We start from the raw sequence: 26,063 nt of genomic DNA, 5'->3' as shown, positions 1-26,063 counted from the left end.
TCTCTGCTCCCGGATGAACTGCTGTAGAAGCTCTCTTGCTATCAGCAGAGGGTAACTTCTATCACTCATTTGATCATCAGGGACCCTACAGTTATCAAATACCAGGGAATCCCTTTAAGCTTCCAGTACCGTTGCTCAATCTCGAGCTTTTCAACAGTTCGCGGATCCATCAAGTCGGTAGAGACTTTCACCTGAATGGCCAACCTCTGTGGCCCGGTTGGCATGGAGAGATCAACGACGAAATCGCTGGACATAACCTGATGGTATCCGCCTACCTCGGGGTGGCGAATGTTGGCTTCGTCAGCGATTGTTAGAGTGTCTTCTATTCGGAGAGGAAATTGCTCGCGGATGTCGGTAACTGCGGGGTTCCATTCAAGCAACAGGAAGGCTGCCAGTTCTGTATCAGAAAAAAAATGATGGGTTCGCCCGGTAAGGTGTCCCATCACCCTGTGCGAGCGCCCCTTGGAGGATAGATTTCTGACCGTCAACCAAGGGCGGTAATCACTACCGCTACCTTTGCCGCGCTCTTCTTTAATCCATTTTTCCGTTTTTTTGTCTAGCTTGCAGCTGGCCATTCCCTATACCCCTTGAGGAGAATAGCCTGACTTTGCCACATTGGGTGCCTGTTACCAACTCTATTTATAAGGTACCAACTTTTTTCCCTAGTTACTGACTTTATTACCATCCCACAGCGCCAGTACGAGCGCGCCCGTGCCCTATTCCACCGTCACCGACTTGGCCAGGTTGCGCGGCTGGTCAACGTCGGTGCCCTTGAGCACGGCGACGTGATAGCTCAATAGCTGCAGCGGCAGCGTATAAAGCAGCGGTGCCAGGGCCTCGTGGACCGGGGGCAGATAGAGCACGGTAACGTCGTCTTCGCTATCGTCGATGCCCACGCCTTCATCGGCGAAGACAAACAGCTCCCCGCCCCGGGCGCGCACTTCCTGGAGGTTGGATTTGAGCTTTTCCAGCAGGGCGTCGTTGGGGGCGACGGAAATCACCGGCATTTCGCTGTCCACCAGCGCCAGCGGCCCGTGCTTGAGCTCGCCTGCCGGGTAGCCTTCGGCGTGAATGTAGGAAATTTCCTTGAGCTTGAGCGCGCCTTCCAGCGCAACGGGGAAATGCGCGCCGCGGCCGAGAAACAGCGCGTGGCGTTTTTCGGCAAAGGCCTGGGCGAGCGTTTCAATATCGCCGTCCAGCGCCAGCACCTGCCGGCAGATATCCGGCAGCGTTTTCAGCGCGGCGACGATCTCGGCCTGTTCACCGGCAGACGCCCGGCCCTTGCCCACCGCCAGCGTCAACAGCATCAGCGCGATCAGCTGGGTGGTGAAGGCCTTGGTGGACGCCACGCCGATCTCGGGGCCGGCCCGGGTCATCAGCGCCAGGTCGGATTCGCGCACCAGCGAGCTTCCCGGCACGTTGCAGATGGCCAGCGAGCCGACATAGCCCAGGGCCTTGGCAAAGCGCAGCGCTGCCAGGGTATCGGCGGTCTCGCCGGACTGGGAAAGCGTCACAAACAGCGTGCCGTCGGCCACCACCGGGTGGCGGTAGCGAAACTCCGAGGCCACCTCGATCTGCACCGGCACGCCGGCGTAGCGTTCCAGCCAGTAACGTGCCACCAGCCCGGCGTGGTAGCTGGTACCGCAGGCAATGAGCTGAATCTGGCGGGTTTGGGCAAACAGCGCAGGTGCTTCAGGGCCAAAGCTTTCCGCCAGCGCGCTTGCCTCGCCCAGCCGGCCTTCCAGCGCGGCGCCGATCACGGCGGGCTGCTCGAAAATCTCTTTGAGCATGAAGTGGCGGTAGTTTCCCTTGCTCGCCGCGCCGTCGGCGTATTCAAACATATGCACCGGGCGCTCGACGGTCTGGCCGTCGCGGTCGACAATGCGGATTCGGCCGCCGTTTTTAAGCTCGACCAGATCACCCTCTTCCAGGTAGATAAAGCGATCGGTGACCTGCAAAAGCGCCAGCGGGTCCGAGGCCAGAAAGGCCTCGTCGATGCCCACACCCACCACCAGCGGGCTGCCCTGGCGGGCACCGATGACCACGCCGGGCTCGCGCGGGCTCATCACGCCCAGCGCATAGGCGCCGCCCAGGGTGCGTACGGTGTGCTGCACCGCGTCAAACAGCGTCGCGCCGCCGGCAAGCGTATCGGCCAGTCGATGGGCGATGACTTCGGTGTCGGTTTGCGAGCTGAACGCATAGCCGGCGGCTTCCAGCTCGCGCTTGAGCCCCTCGAAGTTTTCGATGATGCCGTTGTGTACCACCGCCACCTGATCATCGCTGTGATGGGGGTGGGCGTTGGCCGCGGTGGGCTTGCCGTGGGTCGCCCAGCGGGTGTGGGCAATGCCGGCCTTGCCCGGCAGCGGCGCGTTTGCCAGGCACTCGTCCAGCGCGGCGACCTTGCCCACGGTGCGGTGGCGGGTCAGCGCGCTTTTGTGCATCACCGTCATGCCGGCAGAGTCGTAGCCGCGGTATTCCAGCCGCTTGAGGCCTTCCAGCAAAATGCCCTGAACGTTGCGCTGGGCAACGGCGGCGACAATGCCACACATAGCGTTTCTCCTTGTAAAACCCGATTGGCGTATTAATCGCGCTTGTTGGGACGTGGCCAGTTCGCTTTTTCGCGCTGGGGCGCCCGGGTAATGCCCAGCGCCTTATCGGCGACGTCTCGGGCGATGGTCGAGCCGGCGCCCACGGTGGCACCCCGGCCTACGCTGACCGGCGCTACCAGCGCACTGTTGGAGCCGATAAAGGCATCGTCATCAATATGCGTGCGGTGCTTGTTGGCCCCGTCGTAGTTGCAGGTGATCGTCCCCGCACCGATGTTCACGTCGCGCCCCACAGTCGCGTCGCCGACGTAGCTTAGATGGTTGATTTTGCTGGCCTCGCCCACATCAACGTTTTTGGTTTCGACAAAGTTGCCCACCCGGGCGGCCACCGCCAGCCGGGTGCCCGGGCGCAGCCGCGCGTAAGGGCCGATGGCGTTGCGCCCGGCGGCCACGCACTGCTCCAGCACGCTGTGGCTTTCAATCACGCTTTCCGCGCCTACGGTGGCGTTTTTGAGCACGCAGTAAGGCCCCACGCGCACGCCCTCGCCCAGGCTAACGTCGCCTTCAAACACGCAGCCCACATCAATGAACACGTCGTGGCCGCAGGTGAGGCTGCCGCGCACGTCGATCCGTGCGGGGTCGGCAAGGGCTACACCGTCGGCCATCAGCCGCTCGGCCCGGGCGCGCTGGCAGGCGCGCTCAAGCTCGGCCATCTGGGCGCGGTTGTTCACGCCCTGCACTTCCACCGTGCTGGCCGGCTGGGCGGTGGCCACCGTGACCCCGTCGGCGGCGGCCATGGCGATCACGTCGGTGAGGTAGTATTCGCCCTGGGCGTTGTCGTCGGAAAGCCTGGGCATCCAGCGCTTGAGCTGGGCGGCGGTCATGGCCATGATGCCGGTGTTGCACTCGGTCAGGGTCAGCTCAGAGGGGCTTGCGTCTTTTTGCTCGACGATTGCCACGGCGCTGCCGGCGGCGTCGCGCTTGATGCGCCCGTAGCCGTCGGGGTTTTCCATCTCCACGGTCAAAAGCCCCATGTGCTGATCATCCACCCGCGCCAGCAGCGCGGCCAGGGTTTCCCGGCGGATCAGCGGCACGTCGCCGTAAAGCACCAGCACCTTGCCGTGGCCAAGCTGTTCAAGGGCTTGCGCCACGGCGTGGCCGGTGCCTTTCTGTTCGGCCTGCAGGCAAAAGTGTACCGCCTGCTCGGCCAGCGCTTCGCGCATGGCCTCGGCGCCGTGGCCGATCACCACCTGGGTGCGCTGGGGGTTCAGGCCCGCCGCCGTGTCCAGTACGTGGCGCACCATGGGCTTGCCGGCCAGCGGATGCAGCACCTTGGGAAGCCGCGAGCGCATGCGCGTGCCCTTGCCGGCGGCGAGAACGACAATATCCAGCTCGTCGTGCATGACATTATCCTTGTGTCTCGGCGGTGGCTTCGTCTGCCACCGGGATGGTGTGGTCGGCCATGAACGCCTCGCCGATGAATTCGGCAAACGCCGGGCTTGCCAGACTCTGCCAGCCGTCGCCTTCGCGTACCAGCATCAAGACCCGAAGATCCAGCCTGCGCGCCAGCGCCATGCCGTCTTCTGCGCCCAGCACCGTCATCGCCGTGGCCCAGGCATCCGCCCGGGCGTTGGACGGATCCACCACGGTCACCGAGGCCAGCGAATGGGTAATCGGCCGGCCGGTGCGCGGGTCAACGGTGTGGGAGAAGCGCTGACCGTCCTGCTCGAAATAGTGGCGGTAGTCACCGGAGGTGGCCACCGACATGCCCGACAGCGGAATCACGTACTGGGCGCTGCGCCCGCTCGCCCGGGGCTTTTCGATGCCGATGCGCCAAGGCGTGTGCTCGTCGGGATTGCGGTATCCGCGCGTGATCAGATCGCCGCCCAGGTTCACCAGGTAGTGCTCGATGCCCTGCGCGTCCAGGTACGCAGCGACGCGATCGGTGGCGTAGCCCTTGGCCACGGCGGAAAGATCGACAAACACGTCGCGTTCGCGCCGGGCGCGGCGGGCCGGCTCGTCCACGTCCAGCGCCTCAAAGCCGATCTGGCGCAGCCGGGCGGCCAGCACGTCGTCCGCGGGGATTTCCTGCGGCCGGGCTTCAGGGCCGAAGCTCCACAGGTTGACCAGCCCGCCAACGGTGACGTCAAAGGCGCCGCCGCTTTGCCGGGCCACCTGCTGGCCAAGCGCCATCACTTCGATCAGCGCCGCCGGCAGCGTTTGCCACTCGCCAAGCGGGGCGCGGTTGAACGCCACGAGGTCGCTGTCGTCACGGTAGGTGGACATGGTCTTGTCCACCTGCTCCAGCTCGTCAAGAAAGCCTGCTTCCAGGGCATTGCGCTCATCTTGGGTCAGCGCCGCGTTCACCGTAACCTGGTAAAACGTACCGAATACGCTGCCCTGAAAGCGCACAGGCGACGACGCCGGCGGCGCGCTGTCGCAGCCGCTCGCCAGCGCCAGCAGGGCCAGCCCCAGCCCCGCGGCCAGCGCGCGCAACGTGAGATATCGCATAAGCGCTCCCTTTGCCTTACTTGCTGTCGTTTTTGCCGGGCCGTTCATTGTCTAGCCGTAAAACAGCCACAGCAGCCACACGCCCAGCACCAGGCGGTACACAACGAAAGGCTGCATGCCCAGGCGCGTAATCACTGCCAGAAACAGGCGAATGCAGAAATAAGCGCTGATGCCCGCCAGCACCGTGCCCCACGCAAGCGCCGACCAGTCGATGGGCGCCGCCTGGCGGCTTAGCGTCATCGCCTCCATGCCGCCGGCAAGAACAATGACCGGAATCGACAGCAGAAACGAAAATCGCGCCGCCGCTTCCCGGCCCAGGCCCAGCAGCAGTGCGGCGGTCATGGTGATGCCTGAGCGCGAGGTGCCGGGAATCAGCGCCAGCGCCTGGGCCAGGCCGATAATGGCGATGTCACGGCCGCGCAGGCTATATTCGTCGCGACGCCCGTTACCGCCGCGGTCGGCATAGCCCAGCAGCAGGCCAAAGCCGATCATCGCCGCGGCGATCACCGGCGTTACGCGCAGCTGGCCTTCGATAACGTCGTGCAGCACAAAGCCGATGGCACACACCGGCAGCGTTGCCAGCACCACGGCAAGCGCCAGCCGCGCCTCGGCATCGACGCCGCGGCCGGCCATCGCGGCCAGGCTGCTACGCCCCATCGCCGCGAGATCGCGGCGAAAATACGCCATCACGGCCAGCAAACTGCCCAGATGCAGGGCCACGTCAAACGCCAGTCCCTGATCGCCCCAGGGCGTAAGCGCGGGTATCAAGATCAGGTGAGCCGAGCTGGAAACCGGGAGAAACTCGGTAAATCCCTGCACCGCGGCCAGCACGATGACCTGTAGCCAATCCATCGGACACCTGTAAAAGTCAGCGGGCAACGCCCGAATACGTGAAACGAATCAGCCGCCTGCCAGCGCGCAGGCGGCTACCGGCGCTCAAGAATACACGTCTGCCGCGGCGTTGTCCGCCCTGTGTCCTACCGGCGGCGATGCGTTACACTGGCCGCTGTCTGTCAAACGCCAAGCGCGGCCGGCAACGGCCGCCGCCACCGGGTCGCCATGAGCTCTCCTGCCGATTTGCCGCAAAACGAACAAAGCCGCGCCGCCAAGCACGTCACCCACGTCGGCGCCTGGCTTGATGGGGTACTGAGCCTGGCCAAGATGATTGTGGGCTTTTGGGTCGGATCGGCAGCGCTGATCGCTGACGGCGTCCACTCGCTTTCCGATCTGGTGACCAACGGCTTTGTGCTCGCCGCGATTCACTACGGCCGCCAGGGGCCGGATCACGACCACCAGTACGGCCACGGCCGCATCGAGACGCTGACCACGCTGCTGTTGGGCAGCGTGCTGATCTTTGTTGCCGGGGGCATTGCCTGGTCAAGCCTGGAGCGGCTGTTCAGCGGGCGAACGGTCGCCGCACCCGGCCTTTGGGCGATTGTGCTTGCCGGGCTGGCGCTGATCGCCAAGGAGTGGATTTTCCGCTACACCATGCGCGTGGCCAAACGCATCCGGTCAAAACTGCTGGAAGCCAACGCTTGGCACGCCAGAAGCGACGCGCTGTCCACCGTGGTGGTGCTGGCAGCGATGGTGGCCGCCCAGTTCGGCCTGGGCTGGGTGGACGCCGTGGCCGCCGTTATTGTTGGCTTGATGGTTGGCAAGGTGGGCTGGGATCTGCTCTGGGACTCCGCCCGGGAGCTGGTCGACACCGCCCTGCCCGACGACGCCCAGCGCCAGATGCACGACGTGGCAAAGGGGGTGCCGGGCGTGGAAAGCGTACACGACCTGCGCACCCGCCAATCCGCCGGCTGGGTCATCGTGGATTTACACGTGGTCGTCGCCCGCCGGGTAAGCGTCTCGGAAGCCCACGAAATCGGCAACGAAGTCAGCCGCCGGCTGCGCCACGCCTTCCCCGCGCTGACCGACGTGACCTTTCACATCGACCCTGAAGACGACGCCGGCGAAGGCGATCCCAGCCGCTTTCCCGGCCTGCCGCTGCGCCCGGAGGTCGAGGCCACGCTGGACGCGCGCTGGCACGCCAATCCGGTATGGCGCACCTGCACCGAGCTGCAGCTGCACTACCTGGGCGGCAAGGTGTCGGTCTCGCTGATCGTTGGCGATCACATCCACCTCCCGCCCCAGTGCCTGGCCAGCCAGCTCAAGGCCCGGGCCGGCGACGTGGCCTGGCTGGGCCACGTGGAAGTGCTGCTGATTACCCGGGCCACCAGCAGCGCTGCCGGCTAGTGCTGTGCGCTAGCCGCCGGCGCCGGCGCCGGCGAGCACCGTGGTGGCAATGCTGAAATAGATCACCACGCCGGTGGCGTCAATCACCGTTGTCACCAGCGGCGCCGAGGCCGTGGCCGGGTCGAGCTTGAAACGTTCAAGCACAAACGGCAGACACATGCCCAAAAGGCTGCCGAACAGCACAATGGTAATCATGCTAGCCGCAACGATCAGGGCCACCGCATTGCCGCCGCGCATAATGCCGATGGGGGCCACCGCAAGGGCCATGGTCAGCCCCAGCGAGCCGGCCACCAATAGCTCGCGGCCCAGCATCTTGCCCCAGTCCTTCACACCCACATCGCCGGTGGCCATGCCGCGCACCATCAGCGTCGCCGCCTGGGCACCAGCGTTGCCGCCGCTGCCGATCAAAAGCGGCAGGAAAAACACCAGCGCCACCTGGGCGGCGATCGTATCTTCAAAGTAGGCGATGCCCGCCCCGGAAAACAGGTTGGCAAACACCAGCAGCACCAGCCACAGCACGCGCTTGCGGTACAGGGTCCACAGCGGTACGCGGCTGACGCCTTCTTCCAGCTGGCCGATGGACATTCCCTTGTGGATATCCTCGGTGGCCTCGAACTCGGCCACGTCCATGGCGTCGTCGTGGGTGACAATCCCCACCATGCGATTGTCGCCGTCGGTCACCGGCAGGGCAATCAGGTCGTAGCGGGCGACGCTGCGCGCCACCTCTTCCTGCAGCTCGTCCACCGTGGCCTGGATGACATCGCGAATCATGATGTCATCCACCACCGCACCGGGAGGGGCCACCATCAGCTGGCGCAGCGACATGGTGCCGATAAGCTCGCCGTCCGCCGCCAGCACGTAGAGCTGATACACCGTCTCTGCATCCGGGGCGGTCTGGCGTACGCGCATCAGCGCCTGAGACACCGTCATGCCACTGGCTATGGCCACATAGTCAGAGGTCATGATGGCGCCGGCACAGCCTTCCTCGTAGCTTGCCAGACGCTTGAGGTCTTCACGCTCCTTGCGCGCCATGCGCCGCAGCAGCGCTTCGCGGCGGTCGTCCCCCAACAGGTTGAACAGGTCAGCGCGCTCGTCCGAGCCCATCTCTTCCAAAAGCTTGAGCGCCTGGGCATCGTCCAGCGCGCCGACGATGGCCAGCTGGTGGTCACCGGGCAAATAGCCCAGCACGTTGGCCGCACGATCGTTTTCCAGCAGCGCCAGCGTCGCCACGGCGGCCTCCAGCGCGCCGTCGTCTTCAATCAGGGCCTCCAGTATCTCGCCGATATCCGGCGAGCGAATCTCGCCCAGCCGCTCGGCGGCGCGATCCGGCGTCTCTGCCGGCGCCGCGCCGTCTTGCTGCGCGGCGCTCACGTAGCGCGTGAGCAGATCATTTTTCAACGCGTCCAGCGTTTTGTCATCAAGCGCCATAAAGAGTCCTCCGCGCGGCAGTCAGGAGTGGCAGGGGCTGCACAGAGCCGATTTTGTCAGCTCCCTGCGCTATATTAACAGACAAAAAAAGCGCCCCCCGGCTCCGCAAGGAACCGAGGGGCGCAGAGCCGGCGCCGCTTTTGGGCTAGCGGCTCTGGTGGCGCAGCTGCTGGATGGTACGCAGCTTGGCCACCGCCTCAGCAAGCTCTGCCGATGCCCGAGTATAGTCAAGCTCCGCGGTTTTTTCGTTGAGCAGCCTGAGCGCTTCGCGACGGGCCTCTTCAGCGGCGGCCTCGTCAATGTCGTCGGCGCGAATGGCCGAGTCCGCAAGCACCGTCACCACATCGGGCTGAACTTCCATGAAGCCGCCGGAAACAAAGAAGTTTTCTTCGCGGCCGTCTTCAAGCTTCACACGTACCGGTCCCGGCTTCAGCGACGTCAGCAGCGGGGCGTGCCCCGGCAGAATGCCGAGATCGCCCGCCGTGCCGGAGGCAATCACCTGCTCGACAGTGCCCGAGTAGATGGCCGCCTCGGCACTGACGATGTTGCAATTAACGCTATTCGCCATGGCGAACCTCCCTGGTAGACGGGATTACTGCTGCATCTTGTTGGCTTTCTCGACGGCTTCATCGATGGTGCCGACCATGTAAAAGGCCTGCTCCGGCAGCTCGTCGTAGTCACCGTTGAGAATGCCCTGGAAGCTGGCAATGGTGTCTTTCAGCGGCACGTAGGTGCCCGGTGACCCGGTAAACACCTCGGCGACAAAGAACGGCTGGGACAAAAAGCGCTGGATTTTACGCGCCCGAGACACGGCCAGCTTGTCTTCGTCGGAAAGCTCGTCCATGCCCAGAATCGCGATGATATCCTTGAGCTCTTTATAGCGCTGCAGCACGCCCTGCACGCCCCGGGCCACGCGATAGTGCTCGTCACCGACCACTTCCGGGGCCAGCTGGCGCGAGGTGGAATCCAGCGGGTCGATGGCCGGGTAGATCCCCAGCTCGGCAATCGAGCGCGCCAGTACCACAGTGGCGTCGAGGTGCGAAAACGTCGTCGCAGGCGAGGGGTCGGTCAGGTCATCCGCAGGCACGTACACGGCCTGGACCGAGGTGATCGAGCCGTCTTTGGTCGAGGTGATGCGCTCCTGGAGAACGCCCATTTCCTCGGCCAGCGTCGGCTGATAGCCCACCGCGGACGGCATCCGCCCGAGCAGCGCCGAAACCTCGGTGCCTGCCAGGGTATAGCGGTAGATGTTGTCAACGAACAGCAGCACGTCGCGGCCTTCGTCACGGAAGTTTTCCGCGATGGTCAAACCGGTCAGTGCCACGCGCAGGCGGTTGCCCGGCGGCTCGTTCATCTGGCCGTATACCAGCGATACCTTGTCGAGCACCTTGGATTCGGTCATCTCGTGGTAGAAGTCGTTCCCCTCACGGGTACGCTCGCCCACGCCGGCAAACACGGAGTAGCCGCTGTGCTCGGTGGCAATGTTGCGGATCAGCTCCATCATGTTGACGGTCTTGCCCACGCCGGCGCCGCCGAACAGGCCGACCTTGCCGCCCTTGGCAAACGGGCACACCAGGTCGATGACCTTGATGCCGGTTTCCAAAAGCTCTTCCGAGGCGGCCTGATCGGCATAGCCCGGGGCCTTGCGGTGAATCGGCATGCGCTTTTCTTCGCCGATGTCACCTGCCTCGTCGATAGGCTGGCCAAGCACGTTCATGATCCGGCCCAGGGTAGCCTCGCCTACGGGCACGGAAATGGCAGCGCCGGTGTTGCTCACTTCAATCCCGCGCTTGAGCCCTTCGGTGGTCCCCATGGCGATGGTGCGCACCACGCCGTCGCCCAGCTGCTGCTGAACTTCCAGAACGGTCTCGGACTGGGAGATATTCAGCGCGTCGTAGACCTTGGGCACCGAGTCCCGCGGGAATTCTACGTCAATCACCGCGCCGATGATTTGTACGATACGTCCGCTCATCTTGGTTCCTCTTTAAAACCTGCAAATGAAACCTGTGTGCCGGAAGGCTGCGCCTTCCGAGGCGTTATACGGCAGCGGCACCGCCGACGATTTCGGAAATTTCCTGGGTGATGGCGGCCTGACGGGCCTTGTTGTAAACCATCTCCAGATCGTCGACCAGGTCGCCGGCGTTGTCGGTGGCGCTTTTCATGGCAATCATGCGCGCCGCCTGCTCGCAGGCACCGTTTTCCACCACCGCCTGATAGACCTGGGATTCGATAAAGCGAACCAGCAGGCTATCGAGCAACGTCCTGGCATCCGGTTCATACAGGTAGTCCCAGCTCTGGGGACGGGCGCTGTCCTGGTCCTGCTCGTCGTCGCCCATCTCGGACGACAGCGGAAGAAGCTGACGCACTACCGGTTTTTGCGTCATGGTGTTAACAAACTCGTTATGCACCACATACAGGCGATCAAGGTGGCCTTCGTCGTAGGCTTCCAGCATGACCTTGACGCTTCCCACCAGGCTTTCGGCCCGGGGCGCTTCACCCAGCCCGCTCTTGGCTGCGACCAGCCTGCCGCCATACTTGTGGAAGAAATGGCCGGCCTTGCTGCCCAGCGCGCAGAAATCAAGCTCTACGCCCTGGTCTCGCCAGGCACCCGCGTCCTTGACCGTGGCCTTGAACAGGTTGGTATTCAGCCCGCCGCACAGGCCGCGATCCGACGACACCACGATGTAGCCGACGCGCTTTACGTCATCGCGCGGGATCATGTAAGCGTGACGGTAATCGGGGCTGGCATCCGCCAGGTGCGAGACCACGTTGCGGATCTGCCGGGCGTAAGGCTGGCTGGCCTTCATCAGATCTTGCGCTTTACGCATTTTCGACGCAGCCACCATTTCCATGGCGCTGGTGATCTTCTGCGTATTCTTGATGCTCCCGATCTGGGAGCGTATCTCTTTTGCAGCTGCCATAGCGATCTACCTTTCGTTCGTGGCTCTCAGAAAAGAAGGCAGGCCCACCGCAGCGGTGAGCCAAACGCTTTACCAGGTCTGAGTGGCCTTGAACTTCTCAAGCACGCTTTGCAAGCCGTCCTTGGTCTCGTCGTTGTAGTCGCCGGACTGGTTGATCTGCTCCAGCAGAGCTGCGTGTTCTGCGCGGGCGTAGTCGTGCAGGGCGCTTTCAAAGTCCAGCACTTTCTCCACCTCGATGTCTTCCAGGTGGCCTTCGTTGGCGGCAAACAGCGAAAGCGCCATTTCGGCTACGGACATCGGCGCGTACTGCTTTTGCTTCATCAGCTCAGTGACGCGCTGGCCGTGCTCCAGCTGCTTGCGCGTGGCTTCGTCCAGATCCGAGGCGAACTGGGCGAATGCCGCAAGCTCCCGGTACTGGGCCAGCGCCAGACGCACGCCGCCGCCCAGCTTCTTGATGATTTTGGTCTGGGCCGAGCCGCCGACCCGGGAGACCGAAAGACCGGCGTCGATCGCCGGGCGAACGCCCGAGTTGAACAGATCCGTCTGCAGAAAGATCTGACCGTCGGTGATCGAGATCACGTTGGTGGGGACGAACGCGGAAACGTCGCCGCCCTGGGTCTCGATGATCGGCAGCGCGGTCAGCGAGCCGGTCTTGCCGGTGACTTCACCGCCTGTAAACTTCTCGACGTAGTCGGCGTTTACGCGTGCGGCGCGCTCCAGCAGGCGCGAGTGGAGATAGAACACGTCGCCGGGGAAGGCTTCACGGCCCGGCGGACGGCGCAGCAAAAGCGATACCTGACGGTAGGCCACGGCCTGCTTGGACAGGTCGTCGTAAACGATCAGGGCATCTTCGCCGCGGTCGCGGAAGTACTCGCCCATGGTGCAGCCGGCGTAGGCGGCGAGAAACTGCATGGGAGCCGGATCGGCGGCGCCGGCACAGACGATGATGGTGTGCTCCATCGCGCCGTGCTCTTCGAGCTTGCGCACCATGTTGGCAACGGTGGACTGCTTCTGGCCGATGGCCACATAGACGCAGGTAACCCCGGTGCCTTTCTGGTTGATGATCGCGTCGATGGCGATCGCGGATTTACCGATCTGGCGGTCACCGATGATCAGCTCGCGCTGGCCACGGCCGATCGGCACCATGGCGTCGATGGCCTTGAAACCGGTCTGGATCGGCTGATCCACGCCTTCGCGGGTGATAACGCCCGGCGCAACCTTTTCCACCGCGTCGGTCATCTTGGTGTCGATGTCGCCCTTGCCGTCGATGGGGTTACCCAGCGCGTCGACCACCCGGCCAATAAGCTCAGGGCCGACCGGCACTTCCAGAATGCGGCCGGTGCACTCGGCAACCATGCCTTCTTCCAGCTTAAGGTAGTCGCCCAGCACTACAGCGCCCACGGAGTCGCGCTCAAGGTTGAGCACCATGCCGTAGACGCTGCCGGGAAATTCAATCATTTCACCAAACATCGCGTCTTCGAGGCCGTGCACTTTCACAATGCCGTCGGAGACGCTGACGATGGTGCCCTGATTACGGGCTTCGGATGCGACGTCAAGCTTCTCGATACGCTGCTTGATGATGTCGCTGATCTCGGAAGGATTCAGTTGCTGCATGCCATGTCCCTCAAACTCAAGTGGTCAACGCTTCGGAAAGGCGGTTCAGTCGACCGCGCACCGAGCCGTCAATAACGGTATCGCCGGCGCGCAGGATGGCACCGCCAATCAGCGACTTGTCCACCTGAGTGGTAATAGAGATTTCGCGATTCAGACGTTTTTTAAGCGCGTTGAGCAAAACGCTCTGCTGCTTGTCATCGAGCTTAAAGGCTGACGTCACGTTTACGTCGATACGCTGTTCATAGTCGGCGCAGAGCTGTTCGAACTGCGCGGCAATGGGGCCCAGCGCGCCCAGGCGATGCTGTGCGGCCAGGGTGGCCAGAAAGCGCTCGAACGCTTTGCCGGCGCCCTTGGCCAGCTTGCGGTCTTGCAGCAGGCCGGCAAGAAACGCGACCTTCTGCTCGCCGGTCAGGCGCGGGCTGCTCAGCAAAGTGCCGGCCTCCCGGTCTGACGTGACCTGGCCCAGCAGCGCCAGCGCATCGGACCAGGCCTTGAGCGCATCGTTATCGCGGGCGTAGTCAAACGCTGCCTTGGCGTAAGGACGAGCGACGGTGGATTGTTCCGCCATGGTTGACCTCCTTACAGTTCGGCAGCCAGCTCATCAAGCAGCTTGCGGTGCGCTTTTTCGTCGACGGCGTTTTCCAGTACGCGCTCAGCGCCCAGCACGGCCAGATCGGCCACCTGGCTGCGCAGCTCTTCGCGGGCGCGCTGCACGTCCTGCTCGATGGCGGCGCGGGCGCCGGCGATCATGCGCTCGCCTTCGGCACGGGCCTCTTCGCGGGCGTCTTCGACAATCTGCGTAGAGCGCTTATTGGCCTGCTCGAGAAGCTCAGACGCCTGCTGCTTGCTTTCGCGCAGCGTCTGCTCTGCCTGTTCCTGAGCGACTTCCAGATCACGGGATGCACGGCTTGCCGCGTCCAGACCATCAGCAATTTTTTTCTGGCGCTGATAAAGCGCATTGCTGATCGGCGGCCACACATACTTTATGCAAAACCAGACAAAGATCGCGAAGGCGATCGTCTGTCCGATTAGCGTCATGTTGATATTCACAGGGATGTACCTCTGACAAGTTCGTGGCGACCGGGGTGAAGCAAAACCGAGCGGCTAGCGCTCGGCTTGGCTTGTCTTAACCGGCAACAACGAAGATGAGGTACATCGCAATACCCACGCCGATCATCGGCACAGCGTCGAGCAGGCCGGCCATGATGAAGGTCTTGGTCTGCAGATCGTTACCCAGCTCGGGCTGGCGCGCCGTGGATTCGATCAGCTTGCCACCCAGCAGGGCAAAGCCGATGCCGGTAGCCAATGCGCCCAGGCCGATGATGATAGCGGCGGAAAGGTAGATGAAGTCCATGGTAGTGCTCCTAGCGGTTAGGTGAGGTTAGGGGTGTAACGTGTTGCTCGGTTAGTGACGTTCGTGTGCAGCGTTGAGATACACAACGGACAGGACGGTGAAGATGAAGGCCTGCAGGGTAACGATCAGGATATGGAAGATCGCCCAGGGCACATCCAACAGCCAGATTGCCCAGAACGGCAGCATGGCAATCAGGATGAAGATCACCTCGCCGGCAAACATGTTGCCGAATAGACGCATGGCCAGGCTGAACGGCTGCACCATCAGCGCGACAACTTCGAGCAGCAGGTTAAACGGAACCAGCGCCCAGTGGTTGAACGGCTTGAACGAGAGCTCACGCGCAAAACCGCCGGCGCCTTTGACCTTGAAGTTGTAGTACAGCACCAGCAGGAAAACGCCCAGCGCCATGCCGAAGGTGGCGTTGATATCGGTGGTCGGCACGATTTTCATCTGATCGACGCCCAGGCTGGCAAACACGCCGGGGAAGTAGTCGACCGGGATGATTTTCAGCGTGTTCATCATCAAAATCCACACGAAAAGCGTCAGCGCCAGCGGGCCGATGATGGGGTTTCGGCTGTGGAAAGTAGAGCGCGTCAGGTTTTCGATGAACTCGAAGGTGACTTCAATGATGCTCTGCAGCGTGCCGGGTACGCCGGTCGTGGCGGCCTTGCCTACCTTGCGAAACAGCCAGATGAACAAAAAGCCCATGCCGATGGACCAGCCCATGGTGTCCAGATGAATAGCCCAAAAGCCCATGTCGCTTGCCTGCTGGGCGTTTTCGGCGATCGACCAGCCGTTTTCCGGGTGCAGTCCGAACGTCAGATTTTGCAAGTGGTGCTGAATATATTCAGCCGGGGCGACTACGTTTCCTGCTGCCATGGCGCTAGCTACCTCGATCAGTTACGCGATGCCGGCGCAGAAGCCAGGGAGTCAGCCAGTGCGCAAGGACAACCGCTACGTAAGTACTAAAGAAGAAAGCGGGGTTTGACGGGGGCACTGCGATAAACGTCAAAGCGAAAAGCACCGCCGTCAAACCAAACTTTCCGGCCTCGGCGCGCATCAGGCGCCGGGCCCCCTGCAACGCCCGCAGGCGCGGATCCAGCATGCCGGCTCGCAGAATGAAAAAAACCTGCGGCACAATACCCACCAGACCGCCTGTCAGCGCCGAAAGCAGCCCGCCAGACCCGGCCAGCAGGCCTCCCAGCGCCCCCGCCACCGCCGCCGTGGCTGCCTGGGTACCGAGCAGCTGGCGAACGTAATGCCGGCGATGCCGGTGTTGATCTGGTTGCATGAAATCCTGAAAGCCGTATTGCCTGGGATTTGCGTCTCACGGGCGCAGATGCCCTGACGCAAAGCCTGCAAAAATCATGCGCGATTATAGGGAAGCCCCTCCCCGCCTTCAACCGAGCGAGGTACTTTTTCAACCGTATTGGCGTATTTTGCTACCAAAGCGGCAGAGTTAAAGGGCGTTACCTGCCGAATAGTTAATAAGCCTGCTATTGGATTCGTCCGAGAATCCCGTCAAGTTCTTCCAGGCTCGCATAGCGAATGGTCAGCGCGCCCTTGCCCTTTTTCCCCTGCCTGATCGAAACCGGCGCGCCAAGCTTTTCGCTTAGCGTGGTTTCCAGCCGCGCCACGTCCGGCGAGGCCGGCCGGGACGCCGAGGGCTGCGACGGCGCATCGCCCTTGGCGGCCAGTTTTTTCACCAGCGTTTCGGTGGCGCGCACGGTCAGGTCGCGGTTGATGACGTCCCGGGCAACGCGCACCTGCTGGCCGCCGGCAAGCCCGAGTAGCGCCCGGGCGTGGCCCATGTCCAGATCGCCGCGCTCCAGCAGGGTTTGCACTTCACCGTCCAGGGTCAAAAGGCGCAGCAGGTTGGCCACCTGAGTGCGCGATTTGCCTACGGTGTCGGCGATTTGCTGCTGGGTCAGGGCAAATTCGTCGCTTAGACGCTTGAGCGCCAGCGCTTCTTCCACGGCGTTGAGGTTTTCGCGCTGGATATTTTCGATCAGCGCAAGGGCCAGTGCCGTGTCGTCGTCCACGTCGCGAATAACGGCGGGAATAACGTCGAGCTCGGCCAGCTGGGCGGCGCGCAAGCGGCGCTCACCGGCGATGATTTCATAGCGCTGCTCGCCCACCGCGCGCACCACGATCGGCTGCATAACGCCCTGAGCGCGAATCGAGTCGGCCAGCTCTTCCAGGGCTTGCGGGTTGAAATCGCGCCGGGGCTGATACGTGCCGCGGGAGAGCTGCCACAGCGGCAGCCGTTCAAGGCGCTCGCCGTCTTCGCCGCTGTCTTGACGCGCATACGCGGGATCGCCGGCGCCGGGCGCGGCATCGTCTACTGGTTTTACACCGCCGGCCGGGCGGCTGTGGGAACCGATCAGGGCGTCCAACCCGCGCCCCAGCGCGCGTTTACGCGTCATTGGCTTTTCCTCGTCATCAACCGAAAGTGGCTATCGCTGAGCGAAGCACGGGTATCTCTGGCGTGCAAACGTCACAGCGCCAGGCGGCTCAGCATCTCCTTGGCGAGCACGCGATAGGCCTGACTGCCGCGGGAAAACCGCGCGTAGTGGCTGACCGGCAGGCCGTGGCTGGGCGCTTCGGCCACCTTGACGTTGCGCGGAATCGTCGCCTTGAGCAGCCGGTCACCAAAATAGCGGCGCAGCTGGCTGTCCACTTCCCGGGTCAGGCTCATGCGCTTGTCGTACATGGTGCGCAGAATCCCTGAAATGTCGAGGTCGGGATTTACGCTCTGCTGAATCTGCTCGATGGTGTCCAGCAGCGCCGAAAGCCCTTCCAGAGCGTAGAACTCGCACTGCAGCGGAATCAGCACGCCGTCGGCGGCGGTCAAGGCGTTGACCGTGAGCATGTTAAGCGACGGCGGGCAGTCGATAAGGATGACGTCGTAGGTCTCGGCCAGCGGCGCCAGCGCCCGGGCCAGGCGGCTCTGGCGCTCGTCGCAGTGCAAAAGCTCGACTTCGGCGGCGGTCAAGTCACCGTTGCCCGGCAGCACGTCGTACCCGGCAGGCGAGTCGCAGACGATGGCGTCCCGGGCGCTTGCGTTTTCCAGCAGCACGTCCAGCACGCTGGTGGCCAGGTCGTGTTTGTCAATGCCGCTGCCCATGCTGGCGTGCCCCTGAGGGTCTAGATCCACCAGCAGCACGCGGCGTCCAAGCGTGGCCAGGCTGGCGGCGAGGTTGACGGCCGAGGTGGTTTTGCCCACGCCGCCTTTCTGATTGGTCAGGGCAATAATCTGGCTCACTTATTCCCCTCCTTGCGGGGTCAGAATCAAAAGCTGGCGTTCGCCGTCGATAAAAGGCACGTCGAGCCGATGACGCCGGGCAAGTGCCACGCCGCCGGGCAAAGCGGCAAGCTCGTCGTCGGCGCCGGGGCCTTTCATCGCCAGCCACTCGCCGCCGGGTGCCGGCAGCCGGCGCGTCAGCGCGATAAAGTCCGCCAGGCTGGCAAAGGCCCGGGAGATCACTTGATCAAAGCCGCCGGCCGTAAACGACTCGACGCGGGCCTGGGTGGCAGTGACGTTTAAAAGCCCCAGCTCCATGATCGCCTGGCGCTGAAAGCGCACCTTCTTGCCGTTGCTGTCAAGCAGGGTGACCGCAAGCTCCGGGCGCAAAACGGCCAGCACCAGCCCGGGAAAACCGGGGCCGGCGCCCACATCAAGCAGCGCCCCGGAGCGGATGAAGGGCAGCACCGCGGCGCTGTCGAGCACGTGGCGTGAAACCATCGCGTCAACGTCGCGTACCGCGGTGAGGTTATAAGCCCGGTTCCACTTGTGCAACAAGGCTACAAGCCCCAGCAGCCGGCGGCGCTTGACGTCGTCCACGGCAATGTCCAGGCGCCTCAAGCCCTCGTCCAGACGGGCTGACGCGTGCTCGGGCAGCCCGGCCGTCAGCGCCGGGACGGGCAAAGCGGTTGGCGTGCTCATCCGTTGGCTACCTCTTCTTTGCCAACTTCCGCGCTGTGCAGCAGGCGATGCTTTTTCAGATGAATCAGCAAAATTGATACGGCCGCAGGGGTCACACCGGCAATGCGCGCCGCCTGAGCCAGCGTTGCCGGGCGCGCCTCGCCGAGTTTCTGGCGCATCTCGTGGGAAAGCCCGTCCACGCGGGTGTAATCCATATCCGCCGGCAGCGGCGTGGCCTCGTGGCGCTTGAGCTTGTTGATTTCTTCCTGCTGACGGTCGATATAGCCCTGGTACTTGGCCTGGATCTGCACCTGCTCGGCGACGGTGTCGTCGCTGATCGGAGCGCCGTCGATGCCCGGCAGCGCGGCGACGTCGGCGTAGCCCAGCTCCGGGCGCTTGAGCAGTGCGGCCAGGGTAAATTCTCGGGCCAGGGGTTTGCCCAGCGTTTCGGCAAGCCGCTGGCCGGCGGCAGAGCTTGGCTGTACCCAGGTGCTTGCCAGGCGCTGGTTTTCTCGCTCGATGGCCTCGCGCTTGTCGGTGAAGGCCTGCCAGCGTGCGTTGTCCACCAGCCCCAGCTCACGGCCGGTTTGGGTCAGGCGCAGATCGGCGTTGTCTTCGCGCAGCAGCAGCCGGTATTCCGCCCGAGAAGTGAACATGCGGTAGGGCTCTTTGGTGCCAAGCGTGATGAGATCGTCGACCAGCACGCCCAGATACGCCTCGTCCCGCCGCGGCCACCAGGCGTCCAGCCCTTTGGCGCGGCGGGCTGCGTTGACCCCGGCCAAAAGCCCCTGGGCGCCGGCCTCTTCGTAGCCGGTGGTGCCGTTGATCTGGCCGGCAAAAAACAGGCTGTGGATAAATCGGGTTTCCAGCGAGTGCTTGAGGTCTCGCGGGTCGAAAAAGTCGTATTCGATGGCGTAGCCGGGCCGGGTGATGTGCGCGTTCTCCAGCCCTTCGATGGAGCGCACGACCTCCAGCTGCACGTCGAACGGCAGCGAGGTGGAAATCCCGTTGGGGTAGAGCTCGTGGGTGTCCAGCCCTTCGGGCTCGATGAAAATCTGGTGGCTGTCCTTGTCGGCGAAGCGGTCAACCTTGTCTTCGATCGACGGGCAGTAGCGCGGGCCGACGCCCTCGATGCTGCCGGAATACATCGGCGAGCGGTCGAGATTCTGGCGAATGATGGCATGGGTGCGCGCATTGGTGTGAGCGATATGACAGCTCATCTGGCGCGGATGCATTTCGCGGCGGCCCATGTAGGACATCACCGGGCGGGGGTTGTCACCGGGCTGTTCGGCCAGCTTCGAGAAATCCACGGTTTTGGCGTCAATGCGCGGCGGCGTGCCGGTTTTCAGCCGGTCGACCCGAAACGGCAGCGCGCGCAGGCGCTCGGCCAGGGCGTTGGACGGCGCGTCACCGGCGCGGCCGCCCAGGGTTTTATCCAGGCCGATGTGGATAACCCCGCCCAGGAAAGTGCCGGTGCACAGCACCACGGCGTCGGCGTGAAAGCGAATGCCGGTTTCGGTCACCGCACCGCGCACGGTATCACCGTCGACGATCAGATCGCCCGCGGCCTGTTGGAAAATCGTCAGGTTGGGCTGGTTTTCCAGCATCGTGCGAATCGCACTTTTGTAGCGTACGCGGTCGGCCTGGGCACGCGTGGCGCGTACGGCCGGTCCTTTGCGTGCGTTGAGCACGCGAAACTGGATGCCGCCTTTGTCCGTTGCCAGCCCCATGGCGCCGCCCAGGGCGTCGATTTCCTTGACCAGATGGCTTTTGCCGATGCCGCCGATGGCGGGGTTACACGACATCTGGCCCAGGGTTTCGATGTTATGGGTCAACAGCAATGTCTGACAGCCCATGCGAGCGGAGGCCAGTGCGGCTTCGGTTCCCGCATGGCCACCGCCGATGACGATGACGTCAAAGCGGTCGGGATAGTTCAAAAGACACCTCGTTTGTGCGCTCGGCACCGATGGCAGTGGGTATTCAAGAGCACAGCGCAGACGCGCCGCGGTTGTTCAGCCGGGCAGTATAAACCTCCTGTGGGTAACCGTCAGGTTTTTCCACACCGGGTTTGCCTGTTCTCTGCTGAGTTAATAACAAATCAATTAAATAATAGAAGTTCTGTTGTTGTTGTAATTATTGGGGTTGACGTTTTCTGTGGAAAACTCATTTTTTCATTAAAAAATCAGCTATCTAGTCTGTTGGCAAAGCGGTGGGCAAACTGTTGGAAAGGCGTGCATGAGCAGTGGACGGCCGGTGGATAAACAGCCTGCTTATCCACAGGCGGTGTTAGCAACAAGTTATTCACCGATGTATACCGCCTTTATGCACACGGTTATCAACAGGGCCAACAGCCGGCAGTTTTCGTTGCGAAAGCCGCTGACGGCGCGGCTTGGCAGGAAAAACGGAAGGCACAAACAAAAAATGATATCCACAGGCAAAAATCGGCCTTGCGACCGCTCAAACGCCAGGCGAATGTGCCAAAGTAAAGCGCCGCCACGGGGAATCAGGAGAGCAAAAAGCGCGCAGGGCACGGTCGGCTTGAGGCTGCACGGCAGGCAGCGTTAGTCTGGGAAGCTGCATTGTTCAATCACGCAACGCTGCTTTATCACGCAACGAGGAGTTCGGTATGGAAGAACGTGTATTGCTGATTACCGGTGCCTCCAGCGGCATCGGCGCTGCCACCGCCCGCGCCGCGGCGGACAAGGGCTACAAGCTGGTGCTGGCAGCGCGCCGCCACGATAAGCTGACGGCCCTCGCTGAAGAACTCGGCGAAGACAGCGTCATGACAATAGGCTGTGACGTCACGTCAATGCCCGACCAGCAGGCCCTGGTCGAGCAGGCGCTGGCGCGCTTTGGTCGTATCGATGCGGTATTCGCCAACGCCGGTCGCGGCGGCTCGCCCGGCGGCTTCAGCGAGGCGGATCACGAGCAGTGGAAAGACATGCTGCTGACCAACGTCTACGGCGTCGGTTTGACGCTGCAGGCAACGCTGCCGGCTCTCAGGGAAAGCCGGGGGCACGTGCTGCTGACCGGCTCCGCCGCCGGGCGCGCGACCATTCCCGGCTCCATGTACAGCGCCAGCAAATGGGCGGTGACCGGCATTGGCTACAATCTGCGCGAAGAGCTGCGCGGTACGGGGATTCGCGTCACCCTCATTGAGCCCGGCATGGTGGACACGCCCTTCTTTGATGAGCGTCCGGACCACGCCATGAAAGATGAAGATATTGCCAACGCGGCGCTGTACGCCCTGGAGCAGCCCGCCCATGTAGACGTCAACGAAATCCTGGTACGCCCCACGCCGGCCGTTGAATAACGCTCGCAGCTAGTGCTTGAGCACCCGAGCCAGAAAGCTTCGGGTGCGCGCGTGCTGCGGCGCGTCGAACAGCTGCTCCGGCGGGCCCTGCTCGGTGATTTCGCCCTGGTGGATGTAAATCACGCGGTCGGCGACCTCCCGGGCAAAGCCCATCTCATGGGTGACGATCACCATGGTCATGCCTTCCCGGGCCAGCTCGCGCATGGCGTCGAGCACCTCGCCGATCATCTCCGGGTCCAGCGCCGAGGTGGGCTCGTCAAACAGCATCAACCGTGGCTCCATGGCCAGCGCCCGGGCCAGCGCCACGCGCTGCTGCTGGCCGCCGGAAAGCTGTGCCGGGTACTTGTCGGCCTGATCTTCGATGCCCACCCGGGTCAGCAGTCGGATTGCGCTGTCCCGCGCCTGCTCGCGCCCGAGCCCGCGCACGCTCACCGGCGCTAGCGTGACGTTGTCGCGCACGCTGAGATGGGGAAACAGGTTGAACTGTTGAAACACCATGCCCACTTCCGTGCGGATTTTCTGCAGTGCCTGTCCGCCTTTGCCGTGGGGGAGCAGCGTCTTGCCGGCCACGTCCAGCGTCCCTTGCTGAAACTCTTCCAGCCCGTTGATACAGCGAATCAGCGTGGACTTTCCCGAACCGCTGGCGCCGATCACCACCACGACCTCGCCTTGGGTAATCTCAAGGTTGATATCCTTGAGCACGTGCAAACTGCCGAAATGCTTGTTGAGCTTGTCCATGCGCACGATGGGCCGTGCGTTTTGAGCTGGCTGAGCGGATTGTGTCGTTGCGTTCATGGGTTGTCCTTATTCTCCGGCCAGGCCGCGGCGTTCAAGCTGGGCGAGCACGATGGAAAGCGTCCAGGTGATCGCCAGATACAAAAGCGCCACCATGAAATAGACCTCCATGGCGGTGAAGGTCGTGGCAATGTAGATCTGCCCCTGGCGGACCAGTTCACCGACGCCGATCACTGAAAACAGCGACGTATCCTTGATGCTGATGATCGCCTGGTTGCCCAGCGGCGGGATCATGCGGCGCAGCGCCTGGGGCCAGATCACATAGCGAAACGCCTGGCGCGACGATAAACCCAGCGACAGCGCCGCTTCGCGCTGGCCCCGGGCGATGGACTGCACCCCGCCGCGCACGATTTCGGAAATATACGCACCGGAGTTCACCGCGATCGCGGCAATGCCGGCGGTGAGCGCATCGATGGGCCCGCCCAGCAGCTGGGGCAGGCCGTAGAAGATGAACAATACCTGCACCAGAATCGGCGTGCCGCGAAACACTTCGATATAGACAACGGCCAGCCAGCGCATCCAGCGCAGCGGGCTGATGCGCATCAGCCCGAACACAATGCCGATAACAAAGCCGACGGCAAGCCCGCCGAACGAAATCAGAAGCGTCCAGGGGATCCCGGGCAGCAGGTGGGGAATCGAGGCGAGCGCCGCTGCCCAATCAAAATTGAAGGTGACGTCCACGTCGAATCTCCTGAGAAGGGACGATACATAAACCAAAGCGAAGAAATGACGCAGGGCCGGGAGCGACGCCCACCGGCCCTGATCAACCTCTTGGCTGACAAGAAATCACAGATAGCGCGCCGGGTTACTCGGCGCTGGGGGCTTTACCGAACCATTTGCGGTAGATTTCGTCGTAGGTACCGTCTTCTTTCATCGCGGCGAGCGCTTCGTTAGCGGGTTTGAGCCACCGGCTGCCCTTGTGGAAAACGATGCCGTACTGCTGGCCTTCGTACAGCGGACCGACGACCTTGGCGCGGCCTTCGCCCTGGGTCTGGGCAAAATAGGCGACGTTGGGCGCATCATAAAAGGTGGCGTCGACGTTGCGGCCAAGAAGTGCCATGTACATGTCGGAGGTGCCGGGGTAGGGCGTAATCTCGGCGCTGTCGCCCAGATTTTCCTGAAGGTAGTCGTAGCTGGTAGAGCCGATCTTGGTGGCTACCGCTTTGCCTTCGAGGTCTTCCAGCGTTTGGATGTCGTCGTTGCCTTCGCGGACCATCAGGCGCAGGCCGGAGTCGTAGTAGGGGTCGGAGAAGTCCACGACCCTGGCACGCTTGTCGGTGATGGTGGTGCCGGCAATGGCGATTTCCTGGCTGCCGGTCTGCACCGCGGGGATGATGCCGGAGAACTTCATGGTGGTCAGGTTGACCTCGAAGCCGGCGCGGTCGGCGACTTCGTTGATGATGTCCATGTCAAAGCCGACCATCTCGTTGGTTTCGGAATCCAACATTTCGAAGGGGACAAAGCTTGGGTCGGTGGCCACGTTGACGCTGGGCTTGTCCTGTTCTTGGGCGGCGGCGATGCCGGCACTGCCAAGACCTGCGGCCAAGACAGCCGCCAGCACAGCGGATGCCAGCGGCGTATGGCCGATGGCCTGGTGGGCGATGGCGCTCAGTTTTTTGTTCAGCATTGTCGTAACCCCGTCATGGAAGTGCCTGTGGCGCACCGCCGGAAAACCCGCGTGCGACCACGGCTGTTGTTGGTTTTTTTAGCGACTGGACGGGATAACCTTGGCGAGAAACCGCTGGAGCGTCAAGTTTATTGGCGCTGACGGGGCCAGACGTTGAGTGCTTGATAGAAGCGGCGACGGGGCAGGATTACGTTACACCATAAAGGAGGCGCCGCAGCCGCAGGTGGAGCTGGCGTTGGGGTTTTGTACGCGAAAACGTGCCCCGGCCAGGCCTTCTTCATAGTCCACGGTAGAGCCGACCAGATACTGGTAGGACAGCGGATCCACTACCAGGGTCGCATCGCCAAAGTCGATGACGGTGTCGTCGTCGGCGAGCCGGTCGGCAAAGTCAAAGCCGTACTGAAAGCCCGAGCAGCCGCCGCCGGTCACGTAGACGCGCAGCCTGGGTGCTTGATTGCTCTGCTCTTCCATCAGCGCCTTGAGGCGTATACGAGCGCTGTCGGAAAGCAGCAGCGGAGTGGGGACAAAAGATTCGGCGCTGCTCATGGTTATCTCCGCAAGCGTGAGAGGAAATCAAAGTCAACAACCGCTCAACGGTTATTGCCGCCATTATGGATATCCCTTGGCAAAAGGGTCAACGTCTGCCGGGGCGCCGGCGGTCAGGGCATCAGCGCCGGGGCGGCAAGGCCCAGGGTTTCGTCTCGGCCAAACATCAGGTTGAGGTTTTGAACGGCCTGGCCGGATGCGCCCTTGACCAGATTATCAATCACCGACAGCACCACCACGGTATTGCTACCTTCCGGGCGGTGCACGGCCAGCCGGCAGGTATTGTTGCCCTTGACGCTGCGGGTTTCCGGATGGCTGCCGGGGGGCATCACATCGACGAACGGCTCGTCAGCGTAACAGTGCTCGAACAGCGTCTGAAGATCGGCCTCCGGCTCGGCGATAAGCTGGCCGTAGAGCGTGGCGTGAATGCCGCGAATCATCGGCGTCAGATGGGGAATAAACGTCAGGTTGATCTCGCCATTGTGTGCGGCAACCAGCCCCTGGCGAATTTCCGGCAGATGGCGGTGGCCGCCGGCGGCGTAGGCCTTGAGCGACTCGCTGGCCTCGGCCAGAAGCGAGCCCACCTTGGCGCCGCGCCCGGCACCGGTGACGCCGGTCTTGCAGTCGGCGATCAGCTGGCCGGGATCGATCATGCCGGCCTTCAGCAGCGGCAAAAAGCCTAGCTGTACGGCGGTGGGGTAGCAGCCGGGCACGGCAATCAGGCGGGCGCGCTTGATCGCCTCGCGGTTGACTTCGGGCAGGCCGTAAACGGCTTCTTCCAGCAGCGCCGGGGCGCCGTGGGTCTGGCCGTACCAGGCTTCCCATTCGGCAACGTCGCGCAGGCGGAAATCCGCCGAGAGGTCGATCACTCGGGTGCCGCATTCGAGCAGCTCGCCGGCAAGAGCATGGGCCACGCCGTGGGGCGTGGCGAAAAATACCGCGTCCATGTCGCCCAGCTGCTTGGCGTCGGGCGCGGTGAAGGCCAGACGGTCGTAGTAGCCGCGCAGATTGGGATACATCGCGGTGACGTTTTTCCCTGCCTCAGAGCGCGAAGTGATGGCCTCGACGCTAACCTCGGGGTGCTGGGCCAGCAGGCGCAGAAGCTCCACGCCCGTATAGCCGGTACCGCCTACAATGCCAACCTTGATCACGTTTGACTCCTTCACGGGCGCCTTGAAGCGCCGGACTGTCGAAGTTGATGCGCCTATGATACACAATAGAGTGAACATCATGGTAAAGCGT

Annotated in this window: 26 protein-coding genes; 2 read left to right on the top strand and 24 right to left on the bottom strand. The window is 62.9% G+C overall.

Annotation, left to right across the window (positions count from 1 at the left end; genetic code table 11):
* Positions 1-65 precede the first annotated feature (65 nt).
* From ACZ415_RS04875 to ACZ415_RS04855, 5 genes are all read right to left on the bottom strand, one after another.
* Positions 66-575: a TnsA endonuclease N-terminal domain-containing protein gene (locus tag ACZ415_RS04875; RefSeq protein ID WP_344701880.1), complete on the bottom strand. Its 510-nt coding sequence runs from the start codon at positions 573-575 to the stop codon at positions 66-68.
* Positions 576-716: 141 nt separating this feature from the next.
* Complete coding sequence (gene glmS / locus ACZ415_RS04870; RefSeq protein WP_344701878.1) at positions 717-2,549, bottom strand: glutamine--fructose-6-phosphate transaminase (isomerizing); 1,833 nt, start codon at positions 2,547-2,549, stop codon at positions 717-719.
* A 32-nt stretch (positions 2,550-2,581) separates the two neighbouring features.
* Complete coding sequence (gene glmU / locus ACZ415_RS04865) at positions 2,582-3,949, bottom strand: bifunctional UDP-N-acetylglucosamine diphosphorylase/glucosamine-1-phosphate N-acetyltransferase GlmU (protein WP_344701876.1); 1,368 nt, start codon at positions 3,947-3,949, stop codon at positions 2,582-2,584.
* A gap of 4 nt (positions 3,950-3,953) precedes the next feature.
* On the bottom strand, positions 3,954-5,057 hold the full coding sequence (locus tag ACZ415_RS04860; RefSeq protein ID WP_344701874.1) for an FAD:protein FMN transferase: 1,104 nt from the start codon (positions 5,055-5,057) through the stop codon (positions 3,954-3,956).
* Positions 5,058-5,108: 51 nt separating this feature from the next.
* The gene (locus tag ACZ415_RS04855; protein WP_344701872.1) at positions 5,109-5,909 is read right to left on the bottom strand and encodes an undecaprenyl-diphosphate phosphatase; all 801 of its coding nucleotides are present in this window, start codon (positions 5,907-5,909) and stop codon (positions 5,109-5,111) included.
* A 207-nt stretch (positions 5,910-6,116) separates the two neighbouring features.
* Here ACZ415_RS04855 and ACZ415_RS04850 point away from each other — a divergent pair, with 207 nt between their 5' ends.
* A complete protein-coding gene (locus ACZ415_RS04850) occupies positions 6,117-7,298 on the top strand; it encodes a cation diffusion facilitator family transporter (RefSeq protein WP_344701869.1) in 1,182 nt (393 codons plus the stop codon).
* Positions 7,299-7,307: 9 nt separating this feature from the next.
* Here the strand turns inward: ACZ415_RS04850 and mgtE are convergent, their stop codons facing one another.
* The 14 genes from mgtE to mnmG all read right to left on the bottom strand — a co-directional run bounded on the left by mgtE (position 7,308) and on the right by mnmG (position 20,477).
* Positions 7,308-8,726 (bottom strand): magnesium transporter, encoded by a 1,419-nt coding sequence (mgtE, locus tag ACZ415_RS04845; RefSeq protein ID WP_344701867.1) that lies wholly within the window; start codon positions 8,724-8,726, stop codon positions 7,308-7,310.
* 145 nt (positions 8,727-8,871) lie between these two features.
* The gene (locus ACZ415_RS04840; protein ID WP_344701865.1) at positions 8,872-9,294 is read right to left on the bottom strand and encodes a F0F1 ATP synthase subunit epsilon; all 423 of its coding nucleotides are present in this window, start codon (positions 9,292-9,294) and stop codon (positions 8,872-8,874) included.
* Positions 9,295-9,318: 24 nt separating this feature from the next.
* Positions 9,319-10,698 (bottom strand): F0F1 ATP synthase subunit beta, encoded by a 1,380-nt coding sequence (gene atpD / locus ACZ415_RS04835; RefSeq protein ID WP_344701863.1) that lies wholly within the window; start codon positions 10,696-10,698, stop codon positions 9,319-9,321.
* Between the two features lie 64 nt (positions 10,699-10,762).
* The gene (atpG, locus tag ACZ415_RS04830; RefSeq protein WP_344701861.1) at positions 10,763-11,647 is read right to left on the bottom strand and encodes a F0F1 ATP synthase subunit gamma; all 885 of its coding nucleotides are present in this window, start codon (positions 11,645-11,647) and stop codon (positions 10,763-10,765) included.
* A 69-nt stretch (positions 11,648-11,716) separates the two neighbouring features.
* Entirely contained in the window at positions 11,717-13,261 is a 1,545-nt protein-coding gene (gene atpA, locus ACZ415_RS04825) for a F0F1 ATP synthase subunit alpha (RefSeq protein ID WP_344701859.1), read from the bottom strand.
* A 16-nt stretch (positions 13,262-13,277) separates the two neighbouring features.
* Positions 13,278-13,829 carry a F0F1 ATP synthase subunit delta gene (locus ACZ415_RS04820; RefSeq protein ID WP_344701857.1) on the bottom strand — a complete coding sequence of 184 codons (552 nt, stop codon included), beginning with the start codon at positions 13,827-13,829 and terminating at the stop codon, positions 13,278-13,280.
* An 11-nt stretch (positions 13,830-13,840) separates the two neighbouring features.
* Positions 13,841-14,311 carry a F0F1 ATP synthase subunit B gene (locus ACZ415_RS04815; protein WP_344701856.1) on the bottom strand — a complete coding sequence of 157 codons (471 nt, stop codon included), beginning with the start codon at positions 14,309-14,311 and terminating at the stop codon, positions 13,841-13,843.
* Positions 14,312-14,387: 76 nt separating this feature from the next.
* Positions 14,388-14,615, bottom strand: a complete 228-nt coding sequence (gene atpE / locus ACZ415_RS04810; RefSeq protein WP_344701855.1) for a F0F1 ATP synthase subunit C — start codon at positions 14,613-14,615, stop codon at positions 14,388-14,390.
* 51 nt (positions 14,616-14,666) lie between these two features.
* Positions 14,667-15,494, bottom strand: a complete 828-nt coding sequence (atpB, locus tag ACZ415_RS04805) for a F0F1 ATP synthase subunit A (protein ID WP_344701854.1) — start codon at positions 15,492-15,494, stop codon at positions 14,667-14,669.
* Between the two features lie 4 nt (positions 15,495-15,498).
* A complete protein-coding gene (locus tag ACZ415_RS04800; protein WP_344701852.1) occupies positions 15,499-15,906 on the bottom strand; it encodes an ATP synthase subunit I in 408 nt (135 codons plus the stop codon).
* Positions 15,907-16,111: 205 nt separating this feature from the next.
* On the bottom strand, positions 16,112-17,041 hold the full coding sequence (locus tag ACZ415_RS04795; RefSeq protein ID WP_344701850.1) for a ParB/RepB/Spo0J family partition protein: 930 nt from the start codon (positions 17,039-17,041) through the stop codon (positions 16,112-16,114).
* Between the two features lie 71 nt (positions 17,042-17,112).
* Positions 17,113-17,880, bottom strand: coding sequence for a ParA family protein (locus ACZ415_RS04790; RefSeq protein WP_344701848.1), 768 nt, complete (start codon positions 17,878-17,880; stop codon positions 17,113-17,115).
* A complete protein-coding gene (gene rsmG, locus ACZ415_RS04785; RefSeq protein WP_344701846.1) occupies positions 17,881-18,561 on the bottom strand; it encodes a 16S rRNA (guanine(527)-N(7))-methyltransferase RsmG in 681 nt (226 codons plus the stop codon).
* On the bottom strand, positions 18,558-20,477 hold the full coding sequence (mnmG, locus tag ACZ415_RS04780; RefSeq protein WP_344701844.1) for a tRNA uridine-5-carboxymethylaminomethyl(34) synthesis enzyme MnmG: 1,920 nt from the start codon (positions 20,475-20,477) through the stop codon (positions 18,558-18,560). Before mnmG ends, rsmG begins: the two co-directional genes overlap by 4 nt.
* 689 nt (positions 20,478-21,166) lie before the next feature.
* Between mnmG and ACZ415_RS04775 the strand changes: the two genes are divergently transcribed.
* A complete protein-coding gene (locus tag ACZ415_RS04775) occupies positions 21,167-21,853 on the top strand; it encodes an SDR family oxidoreductase (protein ID WP_344701842.1) in 687 nt (228 codons plus the stop codon).
* Positions 21,854-21,862: 9 nt separating this feature from the next.
* Here the strand turns inward: ACZ415_RS04775 and ACZ415_RS04770 are convergent, their stop codons facing one another.
* The 5 genes from ACZ415_RS04770 to argC all read right to left on the bottom strand — a co-directional run bounded on the left by ACZ415_RS04770 (position 21,863) and on the right by argC (position 25,972).
* The gene (locus tag ACZ415_RS04770) at positions 21,863-22,648 is read right to left on the bottom strand and encodes an amino acid ABC transporter ATP-binding protein (RefSeq protein WP_344701840.1); all 786 of its coding nucleotides are present in this window, start codon (positions 22,646-22,648) and stop codon (positions 21,863-21,865) included.
* Positions 22,649-22,657: 9 nt separating this feature from the next.
* Entirely contained in the window at positions 22,658-23,329 is a 672-nt protein-coding gene (locus tag ACZ415_RS04765) for an amino acid ABC transporter permease (RefSeq protein ID WP_344701839.1), read from the bottom strand.
* 124 nt (positions 23,330-23,453) lie between these two features.
* On the bottom strand, positions 23,454-24,275 hold the full coding sequence (locus ACZ415_RS04760; protein WP_344701838.1) for a transporter substrate-binding domain-containing protein: 822 nt from the start codon (positions 24,273-24,275) through the stop codon (positions 23,454-23,456).
* A gap of 192 nt (positions 24,276-24,467) precedes the next feature.
* Positions 24,468-24,821 (bottom strand): iron-sulfur cluster insertion protein ErpA, encoded by a 354-nt coding sequence (gene erpA, locus ACZ415_RS04755; protein ID WP_344701836.1) that lies wholly within the window; start codon positions 24,819-24,821, stop codon positions 24,468-24,470.
* Positions 24,822-24,934: 113 nt separating this feature from the next.
* Positions 24,935-25,972 (bottom strand): N-acetyl-gamma-glutamyl-phosphate reductase, encoded by a 1,038-nt coding sequence (gene argC / locus ACZ415_RS04750; protein WP_344701834.1) that lies wholly within the window; start codon positions 25,970-25,972, stop codon positions 24,935-24,937.
* Positions 25,973-26,063 lie beyond the last annotated feature (91 nt).

Source organism: Halomonas cibimaris (assembly GCF_055379665.1).
Note: the sequence above shows the minus strand (reverse complement) of the source record. Positions and strands in the feature narration are given on the sequence as shown.